The following is a 21,742-nucleotide window of genomic DNA, read 5'->3' as shown; positions in this document are numbered from 1 at the left end:
GCTATGAGCAACTTACGTCGATTGAAAACGATAAAGCAGCTAAGCACAGCAGCAACTCTCTGCGCTGGGAGTCTGTTGATATCAGTGTTGCCATCAACAGCGAGCCTAGCCGAAGCGCTATTACCGTCTGCAGCGAGTACCGACCCAGCAGCAATAGGCTGGATGGCGGGTACGCCCCCGGTCGCGTCAAAACTCGTACGTCACGCTGATTTGAGTTTTTATCAGTTTCCGCAAACGCGGTGGACGTTCTCGCACTTTCAGGAATTGGTCCCCACTAAGCGGATCTGGCGGGGCGCCGGCAGAAGTTCGGCACTGGTGAACATGCCCGACAGCGCCATCGATGGAATAGAGTTTGTTCCGATGAATAGTGAGAGCACCATGACTTGGGGCCAGATGCTAGAGGCCACCTTTGCCGACGCAGCACTGGTGCTTCATCGGGGGAATGTTGTGTACGAAAACTACTTTGGAGCGACTTCCCGAGAAACACCGCATATTTCTTTCTCTGTAACCAAGTCCTACTACGGCACACTTGCTGCAATGCTCATTGAGGAAGGGCGCCTGGATGAAGATAAATTAGTCGGCGACTATCTTCCCGAGCTTGAAGGCAGTGGGTTTGGTACTGCCACCGTTCGACAGATTTTGGATATGACGACAGCGATAGACTATTCCGAAGATTACACCGACCCCAAGGCCCACGTTTTTGATTTTGCCCGCGCGGGGGGTATTTTTCCCAAAGGTGATTACGATGGTCCTGAAGGGTTTTACGCTTACCTATCTACTCTAGGTAAGAAAGGCGAGCATGGTAAAGCGTTCAGCTATCGATCGGTAAACACCGAGGTTCTCGGTTGGCTTATAGCGAGAGTGACGGGCTCGAATGCCGTTGATCTCATGCAGGAGCGTATCTGGGGTCGCCTTGGCGCTGAAGAGGACGCCTACATTCTCATCGATACTCTGGGTACCGGTTGGGCCGCGGGGGGACTTAATGCCACGGCTCGAGATCACGCTCGGTTCGGCGAAATGATGCGTAATAACGGCCAGTGGAATGGCGAGCAATTGCTACCTAAATCTGTTGTTGACGATATTCGTCATGGCGGTGACAAGGACAAGTTTGCCATGGCTGGGTACACGACCCTGCCCGGCGCTAGCTATCGTAACCAATGGTGGATTCATCACAATGCCAACGGCGCGTTCAGTGCCCGAGGTGTTCATGGGCAGACTATCTACATTGATCCAACAGCCGAGATGGTGATCGTACGACTGGCTTCGCACCCCATGGCCGCCAACGCGAATTACGATGGCGTTTCATTGCCTGCCTATCAGGCGATTGCTGATTATCTCTCCAAACCGCGCTGACGGCGTGTACGGGTATAAATCCATGAGTACTTCGTTAAATTTCTCTCAGGTAGATGTGTTCTCCAGTGAAGCCTACCGTGGAAACCCTGTTGCGGTGGTTCATGATGCGGATGTTCTGTCAGTGGATCAGATGGCGTGCTTTGCACGCTGGACCAACCTATCCGAAACCACATTCCTCCTCACTCCAACGAACATGGAGGCGGACTACCGATTGAGAATATTCACCCCCGCGGGTGAGCTGCCATTTGCTGGGCATCCAACTCTGGGCAGCTGTCATGCCTGGCTAGAGGCGGGGGGCGAAGCAAGGGATAGTCAGGTAGTTATGCAGGAGTGCGAGGCCGGTTTGGTTCGCATACGCCGCAGCGATCAAGGGCTGGCTTTTGCGGCTCCACCTGTACTGCGCTCGGGCGCATTGGAGCCCGAATTTCTTCAGCGATTAATGACGGCTTTAAAATTGCCTGGGGAGGCGCTTGTTGCGCATCAATGGGTCGACAATGGACCGGGCTGGTGTGCGTTGCAGCTCGATTCAGCTCAGCGTGTGCTCGATGCCGATCCCGATATGTATGGACTCGGTGATGCCTGTCTAGGTTTGGTCGGTGCTTATCCCGAAAGTGCGGAGACTGACTTTGAGGTGAGAGCATTCGTGCCTTCTCTCGGTGTCCCTGAGGATCCTGTGACCGGTAGCCTCAATGCCAGCATCGCCCAGTGGTTAATTCGAGAAGGACGAGCCCCTAACAACTATGTGGCATCTCAGGGGACGGTAATAGGTAGAGCTGGACGGATTCAGGTCATTGGTGACCAAGACACAGTGTGGATAGGGGGGCAGACAATGACCTGTATCCACGGCAGGGCAACCTTCTAAATACCAGGCCTTGGCTTTAACTCTTTGCCAAACTTGGTTTTTTCGAACGATCCAAGCCTGGAGGGCTATCCCGAGCCATTAGATAATTTAACCTCTCAAGCCCCCGAAACCGCAAATTTTACCTTCCAGACGTCTTTGCATTGCCCTTGCGATAGTGTTTACTAGCGGCAAGTTCCCGCAAGGCACTTCACAAACTGACTAAATCCAAACATATGGATGGTCAGCGTTATTATCCCGAGGGAGGGGTTTGCACAATGAGGAAGCACTGTCAGAAGAGTCGCTCTGTACTCAGTCTTAGTGTTGCAGCAGCGGTAGCTTCACTTACCGCCGCCACATCTACCAGCGTGTTTGCGCAAGACAGCGAAGATATCCAACTAGAAGAAGTGGTTGTTACCGGTTCACGTATTGCCGGTGACCCGAATGCGATTGCGTCGCAGCCAGTGACCAGTGTTAACGCTGAAGACATTGCGATTTCGGGTGAGTTCAACATCACAGACGTGATCAACGACATCCCCGCACTGTTTTCGTCGAATACTTCAGAAAACTCTCTTGACGGTAACCAGGGGGCGGAAGTCGCAGATGGAACCAACACGCTCAACTTGCGTGGTTTGGGCGCCGCACGAACGCTAGTACTAGTCGATGGGCGACGCCACGTGGCTGGCGCGGCGGGCACGCAGGCCGTGGATGTGGGCTCTTTGCCTATGAAGCTTATTGAGCGTGTTGAAGTACTGACCGGTGGAGCATCGGCCGTGTATGGTGCTGACGCCGTGACTGGTGTTGTTAACTTCATTCTCAAGGACGATTACGAAGGTTTTGAAATTGACCTTCAGACTGGTATGTCCAGTGAGGCTGATGCTGGTCAATCCGCTATATCGGCACTGTGGGGTAAGAATTTTAGTAATGGTCGAGGTAACGTTGCCGTTACCCTTGACTACCGAACGGATGAGGGACTTGAGGCAGGCGAGCGTGGCGCTGACGGCCTACTAACCGGAACAGGCCGGGATTGGGTCAACCCCGATCTGCGTTTCCAGCAGGGCGATATCACGGGTGATACGCCAAACTTCCAGCAGTACTTCAACTACGCCAACACGGGACTGACAGACTTTGGTTTGCCTATCCCAACACAGGCTGACTTTATTGCGGATTATCAAGCTGAGTTTGGGATGGCTCCAGCCATCACCGCGGCGGAAGAGGCGCTCTTCGCGCAGGCGGGCAGTGCTCCACAACGTGCCGTTGAATTGGGTCGCAGTTTTCCCTTCACTTCGGGCTACGGATACATTATCCCGGGTAATCCCTACACCTTTGGCGGGTTTGACCCCGATGTCCCCATTGACCTCGATAACAACGGCCGCAACGACTGTCAGGATTCCTTCACGGGCTATAACTCTGTGTTCGGTGCTGCATCCTTCGGTGTCGTGGGAGGTTGCTGGAACGTTGATCAAAACGGAGGTTATGCGCCGGTACAAGACGGTCGGGTTGCGGGCAACTTCCAGGGTTTCGGTGGAGATTCCCTCAACACCATTCAGCAGGCAAACAGCTATCTGATTACCCCGGAAGACAAGGTCACCTTCAACATGGTTGGCCACTTTGACCTGAATGAGAACATGACTGCCTACGGCGAGTTTAAGTACGGTTGGCAGGAAAACGAAAATCAGGTGCGTCCTCAGTCCTTCTGGGATTTGTTGTTCGGTGCACCTGATAACCCGTTCCTACCTGCGTTTATCCAACCTGTCGCCGAGGAGTTGGGCGGCGTGGCGATTACTATTGACCCTATCGGTCTTGGACCCACCGAGCGTATTACCGAGCGTGAGACTTTCCGCTTCGTAGGCGGCTTGGAAGGCACCTTCTCCAATGGCTGGACTTACGATGTGTCGGCTGTTTACGGTAAGTTTGAGCAGACTATCGATCGCAGCAACGAAGTGATTGTTGATCGCTTTCTGGCGGCCATTGATGCGGTTGCTGATCCAGCGACGGGCGAGGCTACATGTCGCTCATCTGTGGATCCCAATGCGCCGGTAGTTGCGACACCTTTCGATATCCCAGTGTTCGATCCAGGTTACTACTCCTTCACCCCGGGGGACGGGCAATGTGTGCCGCTGAATATTTGGGCGGGTGAAACGGGTATTACACCGGAAGCTGTGGACTTTGTAACTCGAGCGACTACCGAGGGTGCAACCCTTGAGCAAACAGTCTTCTCGGCTGTAGTCACTGGCGATTCGGCCGACTGGTTTGAGTTGCCTGCAGGCGCTGTCTCCTTTGCGGCCGGTGTGGAGTATCGAAAAGAAGAGTCTGAGACATCCTTTGACTCCTATGCGCTGGGCATCATCCCCGAAGGGGCTCCGTTCCCGGAAGGCACTCAACTGTCCGACGTAAGTGGCAACAGCAACTTGCTATTCCGCCCCGCGCTTTCTAACAGCAACGAGGTCGGTGAGTACGACGTAACTGATGTGTTCTTCGAAGTTAACGTCCCACTTCTTTCGGGTACCCCCTTCGCGGAGTCTCTGGTTTTTGACGCCGCGGTTCGCGCGTCGGATTACAGCACCATCGGAGAGGCTTATACCTGGAAGACTGGTCTGTCATGGACACCCATTGAAGATATTCGATTCCGAGCCACTGTTTCACAGGCGGTTCGTGCTCCAAATATCAACGAACTGTTTGCTCCAACAACAGGTACAAACTTCCGTCCCATCGATCCCTGTGATGCCGCTCAGATTGCAGCCTTGTCTGGCTCTATTGGCGCGCAAACCCAGGCGAACTGTGTGGCGGACTTTGCAACCTTTGGCTTGAACCCTTTCGATGCAGAGGGTAACTACGTTTACGCAGATCCTCTGTCTGCATCGTTTGGTGGTACGCAGGGCGGTAACCAGGACCTACAGGAAGAGACGGCAGACACCTACACCATCGGTGTGGTTTTCCAGCCTACGTTCCTTGATGGCCTCACGGTAACTGTTGACTACTGGTCTATCGAAATTGAAGACGCCATTGAAGAAGTAACTTCGCAGAACATCGTGGACGCTTGCTATCAGGGCACTTCTTTGAACGAAGCCTTTTGCAGTCAGTTCTCGCGAAACTCGAACTCTTCCTCGGTACAGTTCGGTGGCTTTAACTTCCTTCAGGTTTCTCCGATTAACTTTGCCAACCTTGAGTCAGACGGTATCGACTTCCAGGCGAGCTATGACTTCTCCCTCGGAGAGCACGGCTTTAAAGCATCGGTTGGCGGAACCTACGTAAACGAGCTAAACCGCTTCTCGGATCCTCTGGATTCCTCGGTGGTTGATGTGGAGCTCGGCGAAGTTAACCGACCAGAGCTTGCGGGTAATATCTGGCTGAACTGGTACTGGAAGGACTTGACTGTCCAGTGGCAGACTCAGTACCAGGACGAGCAATTGCTCGCCTTTGTCGAGATTGACACTTTCGAAGAGTTGTATGGCGATTCTGTAGTACAGGACGAATACTGGCAGCATGATATTGCCGCTACCTTCGCCATCAAGGAAACTATGAGCGTCTTTGGCGGTGTACGTAATCTGACCGACGAGCAGCCATTCATCACCAACCGCGGTTACCCCGCGAGTGCCCGTGGTACTTACGTCTACCTCGGATTTAACATGGTGTTCGGTGGCTTCTAAAGCAGCGCTCTGACATGGCAAAAAACCAGCCGCCTACAAATGTAGGCGGCTTTTTTTTGCCCAACAGATAGTGCTTTGTAGATTGGATGCTCAGAGAGCGCGGTTATCTAATGGCCTTTACTTAAGCCAATCGCCGGTAGATGCGCGTCACCAGTTCTTCCGCAGCGAGCATGCCCACAACGACCAGAATGAACGCTACGACTCCGTGCATGGCACCGGCAAAGTGAATGCCTTCGCCGAGGACTCGATCTACGGCGCCCAACATCACGAACTTCGATCCAAAGAGAATTAGCCAAGCGCTGAAGTACCGGAGGAAACTCCAATGGAAACCGCTCCGGTCGTCAAACCAGCCTCCGACTCGGTGCTCTAGCGCCAACGTCGCTTGCAGAAGTAGCTGTAAGAGCACGGCGGCAATGAGTGAAGTGCTGAAGCTGTCTATGGTTACCCGTGACCAGTATTCAGCAAACAGATTGATGACCACAAGGTCCGCAAGCAGCGCAATGAGGTAGCGAGTGAGTAGTCTCTGGCGGGTAGTGGGAATCTCAGCTGTCGCAGCGACGATGTGATGATGAGTCTTGATGGCGGGTCCCCTTAATAAACGGTTAACTGGGAGGCGTTCTATAATGGTTGAGAAAGGTTTTTCTTTGGAAAGGCGCGGTATTAGCCCATGAAGAACTTCGCTGCTACTACCGCAATAGGAAACCCAATCACTGTACGCATCGTGAACACCCCCAGTAGCATAAGCACATTAACCTTGAGTGCGCTTCTTAGAAGCAGCGAGCCTACCTCAGAAAGATAGATAAGTTGTGTGAGCGAAACAGCGGCAATAACAAATCGGGTGAGCTCGCTCTCAACGCCTTGACCAATAGCAGCCGGCAGAAACATGTCTAGAAAGCCCACTAAAAACGTGGGGGCAGCGGCGGCCGCGTCGGGAAGGCCACTCCATTCCAAGATCGGAATGAGGGGTGCTGAAAGGGTTTGCATGATCGGCGTAAACTCGGCAACCGCCAGTCCCAGGGTGCCGATGAGGATCACCAAAGGGACGAGGCCCATCCAGATATCCATGACGTGCTGCGCTGATGCTGCGAGGTACTCTTTGAGGTCCGGTCCTGAGGCGGCACGCCTTCGGGCCGCTAACAACGCCCTCAAAAAAAGTGGCCTTCCCTCGTTATCCTCACCGGCGGAAACGGCGCTGTTGTCGCTGGGCAGCGGCTGTATACCGCGCAGTGGTGGCAAGCGTGGTAGCAGGATCGCACAACAAAGACCGATAGCGACAATGGTGCCGTACACGGCGAAAAAGTGTTCGCGCAGCCCGATGAATTCAATAACAAACAAACAAAACGGTAGGCTGGTGATGGAGAAGTTCGTCGCGATGACAATCGCTTCGCGACGGGTGTAGTGGCCTCGCTCGTACTGACTGATGGTAATGAGTACGCCCACCGCTGCAGCTGCCAGCCAACTGGCCAGAGCGTCGATCGCGGCGCGCCCTGGTAGCGTGAACAGGCGCCGAAAAACCGGTTGCAATAGCGTGCCGACGAACTCCATCAAGCCGTAGTCCGTGAGCATAGGCAGTAAAAATGACGCGCACAGAAATATCGTGACAATAGTTCCACCCAGTGAGAACAGTGCGACGGCCCCTGTGTACTCATTCCAGATGAACTCGGGTCCTAGTTTGAAAACAATGAGCCACGCACAGATCGTACCCAGCAGCCGTAGGCTCAGCCAAAACAAAGGGACATCAAAGACTCGGGTAACACCGTGTGCACGATACCGGGATTTAAGACTCGGATTTATCGCACCGGCGACACTAAGAACCGCCGATGCCGTGACGATCGAAAGTAGCAGCACGGGCATGGCGCTCCCGACGGCTTCTTTGAGAGAGTCTGCAGCAACCCCCAACAGTATCGTCCATGCCCCGTCATAAAAAATAGGGCAGAGGAAAACTGCGGCACCGATAAGAGAGGGTAGGAGGAATCGCCGCAAGCTGGCGATCTCGGCGTTCTTGGCGGAGGCTTCGCTCATTGTTGGTGAACCCTAGTTCGCGTTAGCGTGATAGATCCACCACGGCTCGCCCACGAATTTTCCCAGCAAGGATGTCGGGGGCTCGAGACAGGACTTCACTGAAGTGTAAATCAAAGGACAATGCCTCCAGTTTATTGATGTCCAACTCCTTTGCCAGACGTTCCCAGGCTACCAGGCGGCGGGCCATGGGTGCCTGAACCGAATCCACACCTTGGAGACGCACGTTTCTAAGAATGAAGGGCATAACTGTAGCAGGGAGGTCAGCGCCCTGAGCGAGGCCGCAGGCAGTGACGACGCCGTCGTAACGCGTCTGTGCGATGGCGTTGGCAAGGGTATGGCTTCCTACGCAGTCAACGACCCCGGCCCAAAGCTCCTTCTGGAGCGGTTTTCCTCTCTCGGACAGTTCAGCGCGATCGAGAATTCCCGTTGCGCCCAAGGACATTAAGAAATCGCTTTCATTTGCACGGCCCGTCGACGCAACAACTTCGTAACCCAGGTCCGCGAGGAGAGTAATAGCAACGGTGCCCACACCGCCCGCCGCACCGGTGACGAGAATGGGGCCGTCTCCTGGTGCCGGTCCATTCGCTTGTAGTCCCATGACGCTCAGCATTGCCGTGTAGCCAGCAGTACCAATAGCCATAGCCTGCGCATTCGAAATCGACTCGGGTAGTTTTACTAAAAACTCACCACTGACTCTCGCTCGCTCCGCATAACCCCCATGGAGATACTCCGATGCACCATAGCCGTTCATGACCACTCGGTCTCCTGGGGCGAAATTGGCGTGCGCCGACTCAGTAACGGTGCCTGAATAATCAATGCCCAAAACCAGAGGGTGCTTCTGGGCAATGGGTGCTGCACCGGTTATGGCCAGACCGTCTTTGAAGTTGAGCGTGGAGTAGTCGACTGCGACGGTGACGTCACCCGCATCAAGATCGTCAAGAGTGAGCGTTTCGTAACTGCAGGAGAGCGTCTCTTCCTTGCGGGCGACGAGGGCCTTAAAACTGTCAGACATGGTGATTCCTTAGTGAAGGTTTTCCGGGCGGGCGAGAGTTTGTAGCCAGCGGGGAGTGTTGAAGGAGAGCTCGGTATCTCCCAAGGCATCATGATAATCGCGCGCCAGATCGTCGAGTGCTTCTCGCAATAGAGCGGTAGCTGCTGCGGAACTATCGGCAGTAGCGCCGGCCAAGTCTTCTAGCCGAACACGTTGTCCCGGTTCCAAGAGATACAGTCGCAGGCCTGAGGGGTCTGGGACCTTGGGAGCCAGCCGAACGCGATCCAAATCAAGCTCAACGACTATAACGCCGTTGCTACCGATGGCCTCGATTTCATGCTCGTTGCCGTGAACAATCATGCCCGCGCCTTCGCACAAGCCGAAGCCAAAGCGCTGTTGTTGAGCCGAGCAGGCCATGAGAAGCCGGCCTAAGCGGTGCCTGCGAATAAAGTTTTGATCCACTAGTCCCAGTCGCGTCAGTCCGATGCCTCGCTCTACAACAACGCCCGAGAAGCTGGCGTCCTCTGAGCTGCCATAACGCCAGGCGGCCACACTATCGCCCTCGGCGATCATTTGAGTTCCCAATGCGCTGGCAGACGCAGCTACCGCTAACAAGGGGGTGCCTCGCTCATAGGCTGTCACAATGCTGTGTAGAACGGGGGTTGCTTCGGCGCAATGGAGCAAGGCTTCGGTTAGCCGTCGTTGGTCGCCACCGGTGAATAACAGGCTTCCCATGCGATCAATGGTTTTGAGCAGGGCACGGTCGCGGCTCGCTCGCTCGATATTGTGGAGTGAAATAGGCAGCAGCTCCGCCTGTACGTTTTCGCTGGCTAACCAATCGAGGTAGCGCTCAGCCATCGCTGTCGGCTCGCCTGAGGCCGTGGCTAGGACACCTACCGGCTCCTGGAGTTCGTTTAACAGCGCTTGTCGTGCTGCGTAGTTCCAGTTGATAGGTGTGCTGCCCAGCATCACAAGACGCGCCTGGGGTGCTGGATCTGGCCGCAGAACCTGCGTGCTTTCGTTCAGGGGGCAAACATCCAGTGGCGCACTGTGAATGTCGAGGTTGAAATTGAGTGCCGTGTAGCGGATTTCACCGTTACGCACGGCTCGCAAAGCACGGGAACGGCGAGGGCGTCGTTGCACGTGGAGGGTGACTTGATTTCCGTACTGCGCATCAAAAGCGCTGGAACTGTCCTTGTGATAAAACGCCGGGTCGCTTTCTACAAGGCGCAGCATTAAATCGTGGAGGCCATAGCTGGCGAAAGCATTGCGACGCACGGGAGCAGGGGAGCGATAAGAGGCACGTCCTACACGAGCACGACGCTTGTCGGCGGCTGGTATGGCTTTGCCCCGTTGCAGGTCTATAGTATCGCCATCATCAAGAAACGACACTCGGGCGTTTCGCACAGCGAAGTCCTGATCTCCAAAGCTCGCTTTGCGAAGATCAATAAACAATATGCCGGTCTCGCCGACAACCTCTCCATGGGTGCCCTGTACGATCAGCGCGCTGTTTTCATCGATACCAAAGGCGAGGGACTCTCCGGATAGCTCCGCAGCTTTAATGAGGCGACCCACGCGACCGCGCTGGAGGAAATGCTGATCAACCATGCCCCAGTCAAAAAAACCGAGCCCTTTGCCGAGGCGAAAAGCGTCGAAGTCATCTTCTGCGGATTCTCTGGTGTCGATGCCGCGACTGATAGCATTGAGCGAGGTACCCCCGAGGATCATAGGTCCCGACATGATGGCCGCCCCGGCAGAGCTGCCGGCAATCAGCCCGCCCTTGGCGTAAAGATCTCGGATGGCGACTAGTGCGGGAGTTTCTCTTCCATCCTGAACGAGGGTTCCCACGATTCTCGATTGATCGCCGCCAGTGAAGAACACGCTGCCGAAGGCCTGAAGCCGTTCTATGAGCCGTGTGTCGAAGGCCGACTGATCTCGGGTTTCGTAAAAGATTGGTATGAGTTCGGCGTAAAAGCCTTGCGCACGAAATTCTTCGACGGTGCCTGCTCCAACCTCTTCGGGGTAACCCGAGGCCATAGAACAGATGGCAATACGGCCGTCGCAGCGTCCATGCAGTGCTTTGAATAGCGCCGTGTTATCCGCCTCGAATCGACCGCCGATGAGCGCGAGGGAACCCAGCGCGCGCGAGCTGTCCAAACGAGGTTTCTTTGAGTTGTCAGGCGTCAAAGCGTTTCTCTGAGATGGGCGGTCGAAAGTTCACAAATTGGCGCTCATTATCACTAAAGTGTTGGAAATTAGCGACTCTCATCGGCTTTTAAGCAGTCTCTTTCGCGGGTAGAGTAGGGAGTTCCCAGAACAAATCGGAGTTTCATCATGCAGTTCCTCGATACCAGCGTGTACCGTGGCCCGAATGTCTATGCGCTTTTTCCGGTAATCCGCCATACGGTGGATCTCGGTGTCCTTGAAGAGTGGCCAACCGCGCGTCTGGGTAGGGATTTTGTGGAGGCGCTTGTTGAAGCATTGCCGGGTCTCGCTGACCACGGCTGTTCATATAGAGAGCCTGGTGGTTTGATTCGTCGCATGCTGGAAGACGAGGGTACCTGGCTGGGTCACGTACTCGAACATATGGTTCTCGAACTACAGGGTATTGCGGGTTATGACGTTTCCTTCGGGAAAACGCGCTCTACGGACGAGGCCGGTGTTTACGACATGGTCTTCGAATTTGAGGAAGAGTTTGCCGGTATAGAGGCGGGGAAGCTGGGATTGGATCTACTCCACTCATTACTGCCCAAAGATCTGCGGCCGTCGGACGCACCGGATGACTTTGATTTCGCCGAAGAGCGTGATCAGTTTATTCGCGCATGCCAGTCTCGCTCCCTTGGACCAAGTACGCACTCGCTAGTCAAAGAAGCGGAGGCTCGTGGGGTTCCCTGGATCCGATTGAACGAGCATAGCCTGATTCAGTTGGGCCACGGTCGATACCAGCAGCGTCTGCAAGCGACAATTACCAGCGCTACGCCACACATCGCCGTAGAGCTTGCCTCGGAGAAAGACGAGACCAACCGGATTCTCGGTGACCTGGGGTTGCCTGTGCCAAGACAGGCGCTGGTTTATCGCCTGCGACGAGCGATTGCGGCTGCCGAGCGTATTGGTTATCCCGTGGTTCTCAAGCCACTAAACGCTAACCACGGCCGCGGGGTAACTACGGATATTCAAAATGAAGAGCAAGTCGAAAAAGCCTACGATAAGGCGAAAGAGCATAGCGACGGCGTTATTGTTGAGACCTTCCTCCAAGGACTGGATCACCGTTTACTGGTCGTTGGCGGACAGCTGGTAGCAGCTGCCAAGCGTGTGCCAGCGCATGTTGTGGGTGATGGCGAATCTACCGTAGAAGCCTTGGTTGCCAAAGTGAATGAAGACCCGCTCCGTGGGGTCGGTCACGAGAAAGTGCTCACTCGCATTTCACTTGATGCTGCCGCTGATCGTATGCTGGCGCAGTCGGGAATGGCTAGGGACAGTGTTCCTGAAGACGGTGCGATTGTTTATCTCCAGCCAACAGCGAACCTCAGCACCGGGGGGACCTCGGTTGACGTAACCGATGTGATTCACCCTGATAATAAGAGTATGGCGGAGCGAGCCATCCTGGCGTTGGGTTTAGATGTGGGTGGTGTGGATTTTATTACCACTGACATTACTCGTTCCTACGGCGAGGTTGGCGGCGGTATCTGTGAGTGCAATGCGGCACCTGGTTTTCGAATGCACGTGGCACCGTCGGAGGGAGAGCCTCGCAATGTGGCGGGCCCGGTTATCGACATGCTGTTTCCCAAAGGTAGCCCATCCTCGATCCCCATCGCTGCTATTACGGGTACAAACGGTAAAACAACGACCTCTCGGATGTTGGCCCACATCCTGAAGATGTCGGGATTAACGGTCGGCCAAACAAGTACCGATGGTGTTTACATTGATGGTCGTTTAACCGTAGCTGGCGATATGACAGGCCCCACTGCGGCGCAGATCGTTTTGCGGGACCCTTCGGTAAACGCTGCGGTCATGGAAACGGCGCGCGGAGGTATTCTACGCAGCGGCCTTGGCTATCAACGGGCAAATGTCTCTGCCTGTCTGAATATTGCAGCTGACCATCTAGGACTCAAGGGTGTCGACACCCTTGAGGATCTCGCAGAGGTTAAGCGCGTAGTTGTCGAAGTGGCTCGTGACGCTGCGGTGCTAAATGCCGACGACGTCCATTGTTTGCAAATGGCGGATCACTGCACCGCAGAGAAACTCTGCTATGTGACGATGAATCGCTCCCATCAGTTGGTGCGAGAACACATTAAGGCTGGTGGTACTGCGTTGGTACTTGAGCAGGGTATCAACGGCGGCATGATTACTCTCTATGACGAGCAGGGACATAATATTCCGCTGTTATGGACTCATTTGATTCCAGCCACGTTGGAAGGGCGTGCTTTACACAATGTGCAGAATGCCATGTTCGCGGCTGCACTTGCCTATCATATGGATATCGATCTAGAGAACATCCGGCAGGGTTTGCGAACTTTCGACAGCACCTTCTTCCAGTCTCCGGGTCGTTTAAACGTCTACGATAAGCATCCTTTCAAAGTGATTCTTGATTACGCGCATAACCCTGCAGCCGTGAAGATGGTTTGTGACGTGGTGGATCGCTATGAAATTGGTGGGCGGAAGATCGTGGTGTTAACCATGCCCGGAGATCGTCGTGACGAAGACATTGTAGAAGTCGCCGGTATCGCTGCAGGGCACTTCGATCACTATATCTGCCGCCGTGATGACAATTTGCGCGGCAGAGAACCCGGAGAAGTCCCCGGCTTACTCAAGCGTGGATTACTAGAGAGCGGTGTTTCCGAAGAGAAGATCCAAGTGATAGAGCGGGAAGAGGATGCGAATCAGGCGGCATTGGAAATGGCGCGGGGCGGCGATCTTCTATTGATTCTTGCCGATCACGTCACTCGTTCCTGGAAGCAGATTATTTACTTCCAGCCGGGTGAGGATGTGGTCAGCGAGCAGGGGGATCGTCCCGTGGTTGAAGTGTCTGAAGAGTTTGTGGGCAGTTTCTCTTTCTCTGATGATCTCGAGTTGATTCGCGATGAGCGCGGCGTGCGCATCGCCCGGGAGAGTGACGACTAGTATTTCTATGCGTTTGCTTGATTCAAGACGTCTTACCGGCGCGAATTTTTTGCTCCCGCGCCCCGGCGCGGTTATGGATATCTCCGTTGCAGACCGAGAGCGTGAGCTGTTAATAGCCGCCTGGCGTTTGCATGCAAAGCGTTTGCTTGAAGAGCTGGATTGGGACGAAGAGGAACTGGCTGTTCGTCCCTTTGATGGCGGCGTGAGTCTCGCGCTCTCTGCGCCCGAAGATGGTTTGTATACCGCCACGGAGCTCAATGAAACCGCGTATGAAGCCGCCCGGGATTTGATCGAAGGCAGTCAGCGGCATTTATTGGTGCGCGCAGCGAGGGCTTTGCGCTCCGAGTATCGTGAAGAAGAGCGTCCTCGACTACAGCGACTCCTTGCAGCGGCACGTGAGTACAGAACTCCGGTCGTTCTCGATGAAGATGTATTAACTCTGGGTACCGGGAAATATAGCCAAAGTTGGGATTTGTTTGAGTTGCCTCACCCTGACGACGTGGAGTGGCGTCGCTTGAAAGCGGTTCCCACCGTTCTCATTACTGGTACAAATGGTAAGACCACAACTGTTCGTTTGCTCGCTTCTATCGCCAAGACGGCTGGGAAGGTTGCGGGCGTTAGCTCTACGGATTGGCTGGCAATGGGCGATGAGCTTCTTCACCGGGATGATTACGCGGGTCCTGGTGGTGCGCGCATTGTGCTACGAGATCAACGCTGCGAATTGGCAGTGCTTGAGACGGCGCGGGGAGGACTCCTGCGTCGAGGCCTGGCGGTGGAGCGCGCGGACGTTGCGCTCATCACCAATATTGCGGCGGATCATCTGGGAGATTTTGGTGTAGAAACCGTAGAGGATCTAGCGGATGTTAAATGGTCGGTTACTGCAGCGCTAGATGGGAAATCCCGCCTCGTTCTGAATGCCGAGGACCCGCTCTTAATGGCGCGCGCCTCAACTTCCAATGCGTCGCTATACCTATTTTCTTTATCGCCCTCAGCGCCTGCGTTTAAAGCGCATGTCGCAAAAGGAGGTATAGGTTTTACGCTGCGGCGTGGTCGCCTCGAATACGTTGATGGTGACGTTGTCACTGGTTTTCTATCGGTAAAGAAAATGCCTCTTAGCTATGGCGGTGTCGCTAAACACAACGTTGCCAACGCTTTGGCTGCTGCTGCGGTCGCTCATGCGCTGGGAATTGATCTTCCGACGATCGCCAAGGGCCTGTGTGCGCTTTCGAATGCGGCTAACCCGGGCCGAGCGAATATCTATACCGTTGGGGGAGCGACTTTTCTCGTTGACTTTGCTCATAACCCTGCGGGTCTTGAGGCCCTAATGCCGATGATTGAGGGTCTTCCCGCCAAGCGCCGCGCGCTGATAACCGGGCAGGCTGGAGACCGTGGCGACGATGATATTCGTGCTTTTGCTGATGCGTCCTCAGCGCTGCGGTTTGATCGCATCTGGCTCAAACGCATGGATGGCCATGCCAGAGGTCGCTCTGAAGGCGAAGTGGCCGACCTCATGCGGAGAGCCTTTGTCGCGCAGGGTCATAGCGCAAAATCAATTAGCAGTACAAAGACAGAGCTCGATGCGGCGAGAGCAGCTCTTCGCTGGGCTCAGCCCGGCGACCTTGTTGTACTGCTGTCTCACGAAAAGCGCGATAAAACTCGGGAGCTACTCGAATCTCGCGTCGCCAAAGGAACCCAGTGATGTATTTGATTAGCGGCGCGGAGTGCTTCGATCCCAACTCCCGGGGGCAACTTGACGTTCTTGTGGCCGGTGGTGAGGTGGTGGCGATGGTCCAGCCTGGATCCCTCACCGTCGATGCTGAGCGCATTGACGCTACGGGAAAACTGCTGGTTCCTGGGATTGTCGATGCGCTTACCCATCCCTGCGGCGGAGGGGGTGAGGGCGGTTTCGCGAATCGTACCGCGGAGATGGATGTAGAAACCTTTGTGCGTGCGGGGGTAACCGCGCCTGTCGGCGCCTTGGGTACCGACTCTATTGGCCGCTCTCTGGATGTGCTCTACGGCAATGTTATGGGGATGCGCGGTCAGGGACTCAATGCCTATATGCTGAGCGGGGCCTATCGTGTGCCAGCTCCGAGTCTCACGGGTGATATCGCCCGTGATATTTATCTTGTGGCACCGGTGGTGGGTGTCGGCGAGGTGGCGATAGCGGACCACCGTGGCACTCAGCCCACAGCGCAAGAGTTGCGGCGTCTTGCGGCTGAGACTCAGCTTGGCGGAATTCTCGCCGGCGAGGGTGGTACGGTGCTCATTCACGTGGGCGCTGGGGATTCAAGGCTAGCACTCCTTCGAGAGGCCATCGAGGGCAGTGACCTCTCTCCATCCGTTTTGTATCCCACCCACGTCAATCGCTCAACGGCCTTGTTGGATGAGGCTGCGGATTGGGCACTGCAAGGCGGCTTTGTGGATATCACTGTCTCCACCACTCCCGAGCTTATTGCCGCCGGCGATATTACAGCCGATCAGGCTTTGAGGCGCTTGCTTGAGGCCGGTGCTCCCGCTGAGAGAATAACGCTGTCTTCTGATGCTGGGGGGTCGCTGCCTGTCTACGTGGACGGTGAGCTTGAGGGGCTCACCGCCGCTTCGCCCGACTCGCTCCCGAAATTACTGATGTCATTGCTGGCTGATCACCCCGACTTGTTTCAGCTTGCGCTTGCGGGCATGACGCGCAATCCAGCATCGGCTCTAAAGCTCAACACGGCGGGCGAGATCAGTGTGGGCGGCCGTGCAGATCTACTGATATTGGACCCAGCAGCAGATAAAGTTGATTCCCTCATGTCCAGTGGCAAGTGGTTGCTTCGCGGCGGGAATTATCTCGGCTAGACCTGCGCACTCCGAAGCTGCGCATTAGTGGCAGTATTTGGCAGAGCCTGATTTCTATAGGTTTTTCGTTTATCATCGAGTGATCGCACCGGCTGACCGTGCGTCAACATCGTCAGCAAACAGTGCTGGACTTATTGTCCGGTGCACTGAATACAAACCCGCTGACGGATAGTTTGACATGGATTTTGAAGCCTTGGGCCTTTCACCAGACTTGGTGAAAGCGGTTACCAACCGCGGATACACAGAACCCACCCCAATACAAAGTAAAGCTATCCCTCTTGTGCTTGACGGCTGTGATGTTTTGGCGGCAGCACAAACCGGGACCGGTAAAACCGCCGCGTTCGTACTCCCTATTCTTCAGCGTCTCGCTTTTGTTGGTGGGGCGCGGTCTCGTCAGGTGCGCACACTGGTGCTGACACCCACTAGGGAGCTTGCGTCGCAAATACATCAGTCAGTGCTCGACTATGGGCAGTATCTGGATTTGCGCAGCGCCGTCGTGTTTGGTGGTGTAAAAGCTGATCCACAAATCGCAGCTTTGAAGCAAGGTGTCGATGTTCTCATTGCAACCCCTGGCCGTCTCCTCGACCTGGCGCAACAGGGAATGGTGGATTTCTCTGCTCTCGAAGTGCTGGTTCTCGATGAAGCAGACCGCATGTTGGATATGGGCTTTATTCATGATATCCGGCGCATCATCGACATGCTCCCGGTCAATAGACAGACCCTCATGTTCTCTGCAACCTTCTCCAAGGACATTCGATCGCTAGCGGCGAGCTACCTTGTAGACCCGGAAAGTGTCGACGTTGCGCCAGCGAATAGTGCGACGGAGTTGGTGGAGCAAATGGCTTATCCAGTGGATCGAGAGCGCAAGAGTGAGCTGCTGATCCACTTACTAAGAGATGGGCAGTGGTCTCAGGCTTTGGTTTTTTGTCGTACCAAGCACGGTGCAAATCGTCTAGCTAAGAAGGTGGTGAGCGCGGGTTTCGCCGCTGCACCTATTCACGGAAACAAGAGCCAGAACGCGAGACAGCGTGCCCTGGATACTTTTAAGAGCGGTGAATTGCAGTTACTGATTGCGACAGATATCGCCGCCCGTGGTCTGGACATCGAACAGCTGCCAGAGGTTGTGAATTTCGATCTTCCATCGGTCCCCGAAGACTACGTACATCGCATCGGTCGCACGGGGAGAGCCGGGTCAACAGGGCGTTCTCATTCATTGGTGTCGGCAGAGGATGAGCCGCTTTTGCGCGCAATCGAGCGCCTTATTCGTAGAGATATTCCGCGAGTCCAGGTTCCTGGTTTTGAGCCGAGTGACACACCGCCGTCGCCGGATACTGCGCAGCGCCGGTCTCCTAGAAGTAGTGACGCACGCTCTAAATCGCAAAGAGCAGCTGCGGGTTCACGCCGTCGCGGGGATACAGGCGGGGCATCAAGTGCGCGCGGCGGCAGGGTTTCTGTTCGCAAAAAGGCCGCCTCTAGGGGCTAAGTTTTTCTGAGGTCATAGGCATGTTTAAATTGGTTTATGGCAGAGATTTCAAGGGATAGCATTATGAAAACACGCGCGGCTGTTGCTCTCGGGGCAGGAAAACCTCTGGAGGTTATGGAGGTCGACCTAGAGGGCCCCAAGGCAGGGGAAGTTCTGGTCGAGATAAAAGCGACAGGCGTGTGTCATACCGATGCTTTTACGCTCTCCGGCGATGATCCTGAAGGGGCTTTCCCCGCAATTCTCGGTCACGAGGGGGCCGGCGTTGTCGTTGAGACCGGACCGGGTGTGACGGGCCTGGTGCCCGGAGATCACGTCATTCCTCTTTACACGCCCGAGTGTCGGGAGTGTGATTTTTGCTTAAACCCCAAGACTAACCTTTGCCAGGCGATACGTGAGACTCAGGGTCAGGGCGTTATGCCTGATGGCAGCAGTCGTTTCTCCTTGGATGGGAAACCCCTGTTGCACTATATGGGGTGTTCAACTTTTTCTAACTACACCGTTCTGCCGGAAATTTCTCTCGCAAAAGTCCGCAAAGACGCACCCTTCGAGAAGATTTGTTACATCGGCTGCGGCGTGACAACGGGAATCGGTGCTGTCGCTTTCACAATGAATGTGGAGGCAGGAGCGACCGTTGCAGTGTTTGGTCTTGGCGGTATCGGTCTGAATGTTGTGCAGGGTGCGCGGATGGTGGGTGCTTCGCGAATTATTGGCGTTGATCTAAACCCCGAGCGTGAAGCACTGGGACGCCAGTTTGGTATGACGGAGTTTGTTAATCCCAATGAAGTTGATGACATTGTGGGCCACCTCGTGGAGATCACGGGCGGTGGTGTGGACTACAGTTTCGAATGCATCGGCAATGTGAACGTCATGCGTCAGGCGCTTGAGAGCTGTCACAAGGGTTGGGGACAAAGTTGCATCGTGGGCGTTGCTGGCGCGGGGAAAGAAATCTCGACACGACCTTTTCAGCTGGTGACCGGTCGCAGCTGGCGCGGCACCGCGTTTGGTGGCGCGCGTGGACGGACAGACGTGCCACGCATAGTCGACTGGTACATGGATGGCCGTATCAATATTGACGACTTGATCACCCACACCATGCCTCTCGATGACATCAACAAAGCTTTTGATTTGATGCACTCGGGCGAGAGTATTCGCTCCGTCGTTTTGTACTGAGGTCCTCATGGAACAAGCAGCAACAGCGCTCAGCTTTGGGGGGAAACAACTGCGGTTTAAGCACCACTCCACTGTGCTCAACTGCGAAATGCATTTCTCATTGTTCCTTCCCCCCCAGGCGACGGCTGGATCGGTTCCGTTACTGACCTGGCTGTCCGGGCTTACCTGCACCGACGAAAACTTTGTGCAGAAGGCCTGTGCTCAACGTGCCGCTGCAGAGTATGGGGTCGCAATTCTCGCTCCAGATACCAGCCCTCGTGGAGAGTGCATCGCCGATGATCCTGACGGTGGCTGGGATCTGGGCCTCGGCGCTGGTTTTTATGTCAACGCTACTCAGGCTCCCTGGGCTGAGCACTATCAAATGTATGACTATGTGCTGGAAGAGCTCCCGTCGCTCGTCGCCAAGGAGCACTCCGTAGATCTTTCGCGACAGGGTATTTTCGGGCACTCCATGGGAGGACACGGTGCGCTTAGCATCGCCCTCAAGAACCCATCGCGCTTCCGAAGTGTGTCGGCGTTTGCGCCGATTTGCGCGCCTCTCCATTGCTCTTGGGGAGAGAAAGCATTTTCCGCTTACTTGGGCGCGGATCGAAGCCTCTGGGCGCAGTATGATAGTTGCGAGCTAATTCGACGTTCCACGGAGCGCCTTCCGCTCTTGGTTGATCAGGGATCCGGCGACAGTTTTCTAGAAACGCAGCTGAAGACACCTCTATTGGCGTCAGCCTGTAAGGATAGCGACTATCCCTCCACCATTCGCATGCATGATGGTTACGATCACAGCTACTTTTTCATCGCTAGTTTTATGGATGAACATATCGCGTTCCATGCCCAGCATTGCGCTGGATAGGGCATCGTTAATACTCCACTGAGTTGTGACATGGTGGTGTTGGCTGAACAAAGCTCAGCCTGAGAAAATCAACCCTTTCGTGTCTTTGCAAAGCCCGATACTTGGCTGTCATTTACGGTCTATTTTGCTAAATCCCCCGGTCATTGAGTGACTGGGGTAGCCCCGTCAGTATCCGGTTCCCCGGTAATTTATCCAGGAGTTATACGATGCCCCATTCCGCTTTTATTTACGACGCCGTCCGCACCCCTCGAAGCAAAGGTAAGCCCGGAGGAAGCCTTCACGAGGTTAAGCCTCTGGATCTGGGCTCGGGCCTGCTGCGTTCGCTGCAGGAACGCCATGATTTGGACACGAGTTACGTCGATGACGTGGTTATGGGTTGTGTAACACCCATCGGCGAGCAGGGCTCTGATATAGCCAAAATGCTCGTGCAGAACGCTGACTGGGATGAATCTGTTGCTGGCGTACAGTTGGATCGATTCTGTGCCTCTGGCCTTGAGGCAGTAAACATTGCGGCTCAGAAGGTTGCATCTGGTTGGGAGGATCTTGTTGTAGCGGGTGGTATCGAGTCCATGTCTCGAGTGCCCATGGGATCCAACGGTGGCCCCTTGAGCTCTGATCCCGCCTTTGCGGCAAAGACAGGATTTGTTCCTCAGGGCATCGGTGCAGATACCATCGCCACTCTCGCTGGGTGGAGTCGTGAAGACGTAGATCGCTATGCGGTGGAATCTCAGCGCCGTGCCGCCCACGCGCGCGACAACGGATACTTCGATAAGTCCGTCGTACCCGTGCGTGATGAGTCCGGGCTCACTATTTTGGAGAAAGACGACTTCATCAAGCCGGGTACCACATTAGAGACATTGGGTGGACTAAATGCCTCTTTTGAGATGATCGGCCAGTTTGGGTTTGATGATGTGATTTTGCGCAAATACCCAGTACTGGATCATATCGATCATGTACACACACCGGGTAACTCCTCTGGCATAGTCGACGGCTCCAGTGCGGTTCTCATCGGTAGTGAGAAAGCGGGAAAGGATCTGGGCTTAACTCCGCGAGCGCGTATTGTCGCTACAGCTGTCCTGTCTACGGACCCGGTAATTATGTTGACGGGCCCTGGTCCGGCTGCGAAGAAGTGTCTTGAGAAAGCGGGCATGAAGAACGAAGACATTGATCTTTGGGAGATCAACGAGGCCTTTGCGTCTGTCGCTCTACGTTACATGCAGGACCTCGGCATCGATCACGAGATCACTAATGTAAACGGTGGCGCTATAGCCATGGGGCATCCCCTGGGCGCAACGGGCGCGATGTTGGTGAGCATCATGCTTGATGAGCTGGAGCGTCGGGATTTACGACGAGGAATGCTGAGTCTTTGTGTGGGCGGCGGCATGGGTATCTCAACGATCATCGAGCGGGTTTAAGCGCTCCGCGC

Annotated in this window: 14 protein-coding genes; 10 read left to right on the top strand and 4 right to left on the bottom strand. The window is 55.0% G+C overall.

The genetic code is table 11. The features are described 5' to 3' along the window. Positions 1–3 precede the first annotated feature (3 nt). The 3 genes from R0137_RS13910 to R0137_RS13900 all read left to right on the top strand — a co-directional run bounded on the left by R0137_RS13910 (position 4) and on the right by R0137_RS13900 (position 5,841). Complete coding sequence (locus R0137_RS13910; protein WP_407327007.1) at positions 4–1,353, top strand: serine hydrolase domain-containing protein; 1,350 nt, start codon at positions 4–6, stop codon at positions 1,351–1,353. A gap of 22 nt (positions 1,354–1,375) precedes the next feature. After that, positions 1,376–2,215: a PhzF family phenazine biosynthesis protein gene (locus R0137_RS13905; RefSeq protein WP_407327006.1), complete on the top strand. Its 840-nt coding sequence runs from the start codon at positions 1,376–1,378 to the stop codon at positions 2,213–2,215. 254 nt (positions 2,216–2,469) lie between these two features. Next, on the top strand, positions 2,470–5,841 hold the full coding sequence (locus tag R0137_RS13900; protein ID WP_407327005.1) for a TonB-dependent receptor domain-containing protein: 3,372 nt from the start codon (positions 2,470–2,472) through the stop codon (positions 5,839–5,841). 121 nt (positions 5,842–5,962) lie between these two features. Here the strand turns inward: R0137_RS13900 and R0137_RS13895 are convergent, their stop codons facing one another. The 4 genes from R0137_RS13895 to R0137_RS13880 form a co-directional block, all read right to left on the bottom strand. Beyond that, positions 5,963–6,322 (bottom strand): hypothetical protein, encoded by a 360-nt coding sequence (locus R0137_RS13895; protein ID WP_407327004.1) that lies wholly within the window; start codon positions 6,320–6,322, stop codon positions 5,963–5,965. Positions 6,323–6,501: 179 nt separating this feature from the next. After that, on the bottom strand, positions 6,502–7,863 hold the full coding sequence (locus tag R0137_RS13890; protein WP_407327003.1) for a YjiH family protein: 1,362 nt from the start codon (positions 7,861–7,863) through the stop codon (positions 6,502–6,504). Positions 7,864–7,885: 22 nt separating this feature from the next. Then, entirely contained in the window at positions 7,886–8,875 is a 990-nt protein-coding gene (locus R0137_RS13885; RefSeq protein ID WP_407327002.1) for an MDR family oxidoreductase, read from the bottom strand. Between the two features lie 9 nt (positions 8,876–8,884). Continuing rightward, a complete protein-coding gene (locus R0137_RS13880; protein WP_407327001.1) occupies positions 8,885–11,011 on the bottom strand; it encodes a cyanophycinase in 2,127 nt (708 codons plus the stop codon). Between the two features lie 177 nt (positions 11,012–11,188). Here R0137_RS13880 and cphA point away from each other — a divergent pair, with 177 nt between their 5' ends. The 7 genes from cphA to R0137_RS13845 all read left to right on the top strand — a co-directional run bounded on the left by cphA (position 11,189) and on the right by R0137_RS13845 (position 21,731). Beyond that, positions 11,189–13,975, top strand: a complete 2,787-nt coding sequence (gene cphA / locus R0137_RS13875) for a cyanophycin synthetase (RefSeq protein ID WP_407327000.1) — start codon at positions 11,189–11,191, stop codon at positions 13,973–13,975. Then, complete coding sequence (locus R0137_RS13870) at positions 13,965–15,674, top strand: Mur ligase family protein (RefSeq protein ID WP_407326999.1); 1,710 nt, start codon at positions 13,965–13,967, stop codon at positions 15,672–15,674. Before cphA ends, R0137_RS13870 begins: the two co-directional genes overlap by 11 nt. Next, positions 15,674–16,816: an amidohydrolase family protein gene (locus R0137_RS13865; RefSeq protein WP_407326998.1), complete on the top strand. Its 1,143-nt coding sequence runs from the start codon at positions 15,674–15,676 to the stop codon at positions 16,814–16,816. Before R0137_RS13870 ends, R0137_RS13865 begins: the two co-directional genes overlap by 1 nt. Positions 16,817–16,994: 178 nt before the next feature. Then, a complete protein-coding gene (locus R0137_RS13860; protein WP_407326997.1) occupies positions 16,995–18,299 on the top strand; it encodes a DEAD/DEAH box helicase in 1,305 nt (434 codons plus the stop codon). A gap of 63 nt (positions 18,300–18,362) precedes the next feature. After that, positions 18,363–19,469, top strand: coding sequence for an S-(hydroxymethyl)glutathione dehydrogenase/class III alcohol dehydrogenase (locus tag R0137_RS13855; RefSeq protein WP_407326996.1), 1,107 nt, complete (start codon positions 18,363–18,365; stop codon positions 19,467–19,469). A 7-nt stretch (positions 19,470–19,476) separates the two neighbouring features. Continuing rightward, complete coding sequence (gene fghA, locus R0137_RS13850) at positions 19,477–20,316, top strand: S-formylglutathione hydrolase (RefSeq protein ID WP_407326995.1); 840 nt, start codon at positions 19,477–19,479, stop codon at positions 20,314–20,316. Between the two features lie 206 nt (positions 20,317–20,522). Continuing rightward, on the top strand, positions 20,523–21,731 hold the full coding sequence (locus R0137_RS13845) for an acetyl-CoA C-acetyltransferase (protein ID WP_407326994.1): 1,209 nt from the start codon (positions 20,523–20,525) through the stop codon (positions 21,729–21,731). Positions 21,732–21,742: the final 11 nt, after the last annotated feature.

Origin of the sequence: Congregibacter brevis, assembly GCF_045689245.1 — a bacterium.
GTDB lineage: Bacteria > Pseudomonadota > Gammaproteobacteria > Pseudomonadales > Halieaceae > Congregibacter > Congregibacter brevis.
Note: the sequence above shows the minus strand (reverse complement) of the source record. Positions and strands in the feature narration are given on the sequence as shown.

Bases quoted from the DNA above. Each gene is read 5' to 3' on its own strand.
- R0137_RS13910 (WP_407327007.1), top strand. From the start codon at position 4: ATGAGCAACTTACGTCGATTGAAAACGATAAAGCAGCTAAGCACAGCA.
- R0137_RS13905 (WP_407327006.1), top strand. From the start codon at position 1,376: ATGAGTACTTCGTTAAATTTCTCTCAGGTAGATGTGTTCTCCAGTGAA.
- R0137_RS13900 (WP_407327005.1), top strand. From the start codon at position 2,470: ATGAGGAAGCACTGTCAGAAGAGTCGCTCTGTACTCAGTCTTAGTGTT.
- R0137_RS13890 (WP_407327003.1), bottom strand. From the start codon at position 7,863: ATGAGCGAAGCCTCCGCCAAGAACGCCGAGATCGCCAGCTTGCGGCGA.
- R0137_RS13885 (WP_407327002.1), bottom strand. From the start codon at position 8,875: ATGTCTGACAGTTTTAAGGCCCTCGTCGCCCGCAAGGAAGAGACGCTC.
- cphA (WP_407327000.1), top strand. From the start codon at position 11,189: ATGCAGTTCCTCGATACCAGCGTGTACCGTGGCCCGAATGTCTATGCG.
- R0137_RS13865 (WP_407326998.1), top strand. From the start codon at position 15,674: ATGTATTTGATTAGCGGCGCGGAGTGCTTCGATCCCAACTCCCGGGGG.
- R0137_RS13860 (WP_407326997.1), top strand. From the start codon at position 16,995: ATGGATTTTGAAGCCTTGGGCCTTTCACCAGACTTGGTGAAAGCGGTT.
- R0137_RS13855 (WP_407326996.1), top strand. From the start codon at position 18,363: ATGAAAACACGCGCGGCTGTTGCTCTCGGGGCAGGAAAACCTCTGGAG.
- fghA (WP_407326995.1), top strand. From the start codon at position 19,477: ATGGAACAAGCAGCAACAGCGCTCAGCTTTGGGGGGAAACAACTGCGG.
- R0137_RS13845 (WP_407326994.1), top strand. From the start codon at position 20,523: ATGCCCCATTCCGCTTTTATTTACGACGCCGTCCGCACCCCTCGAAGC.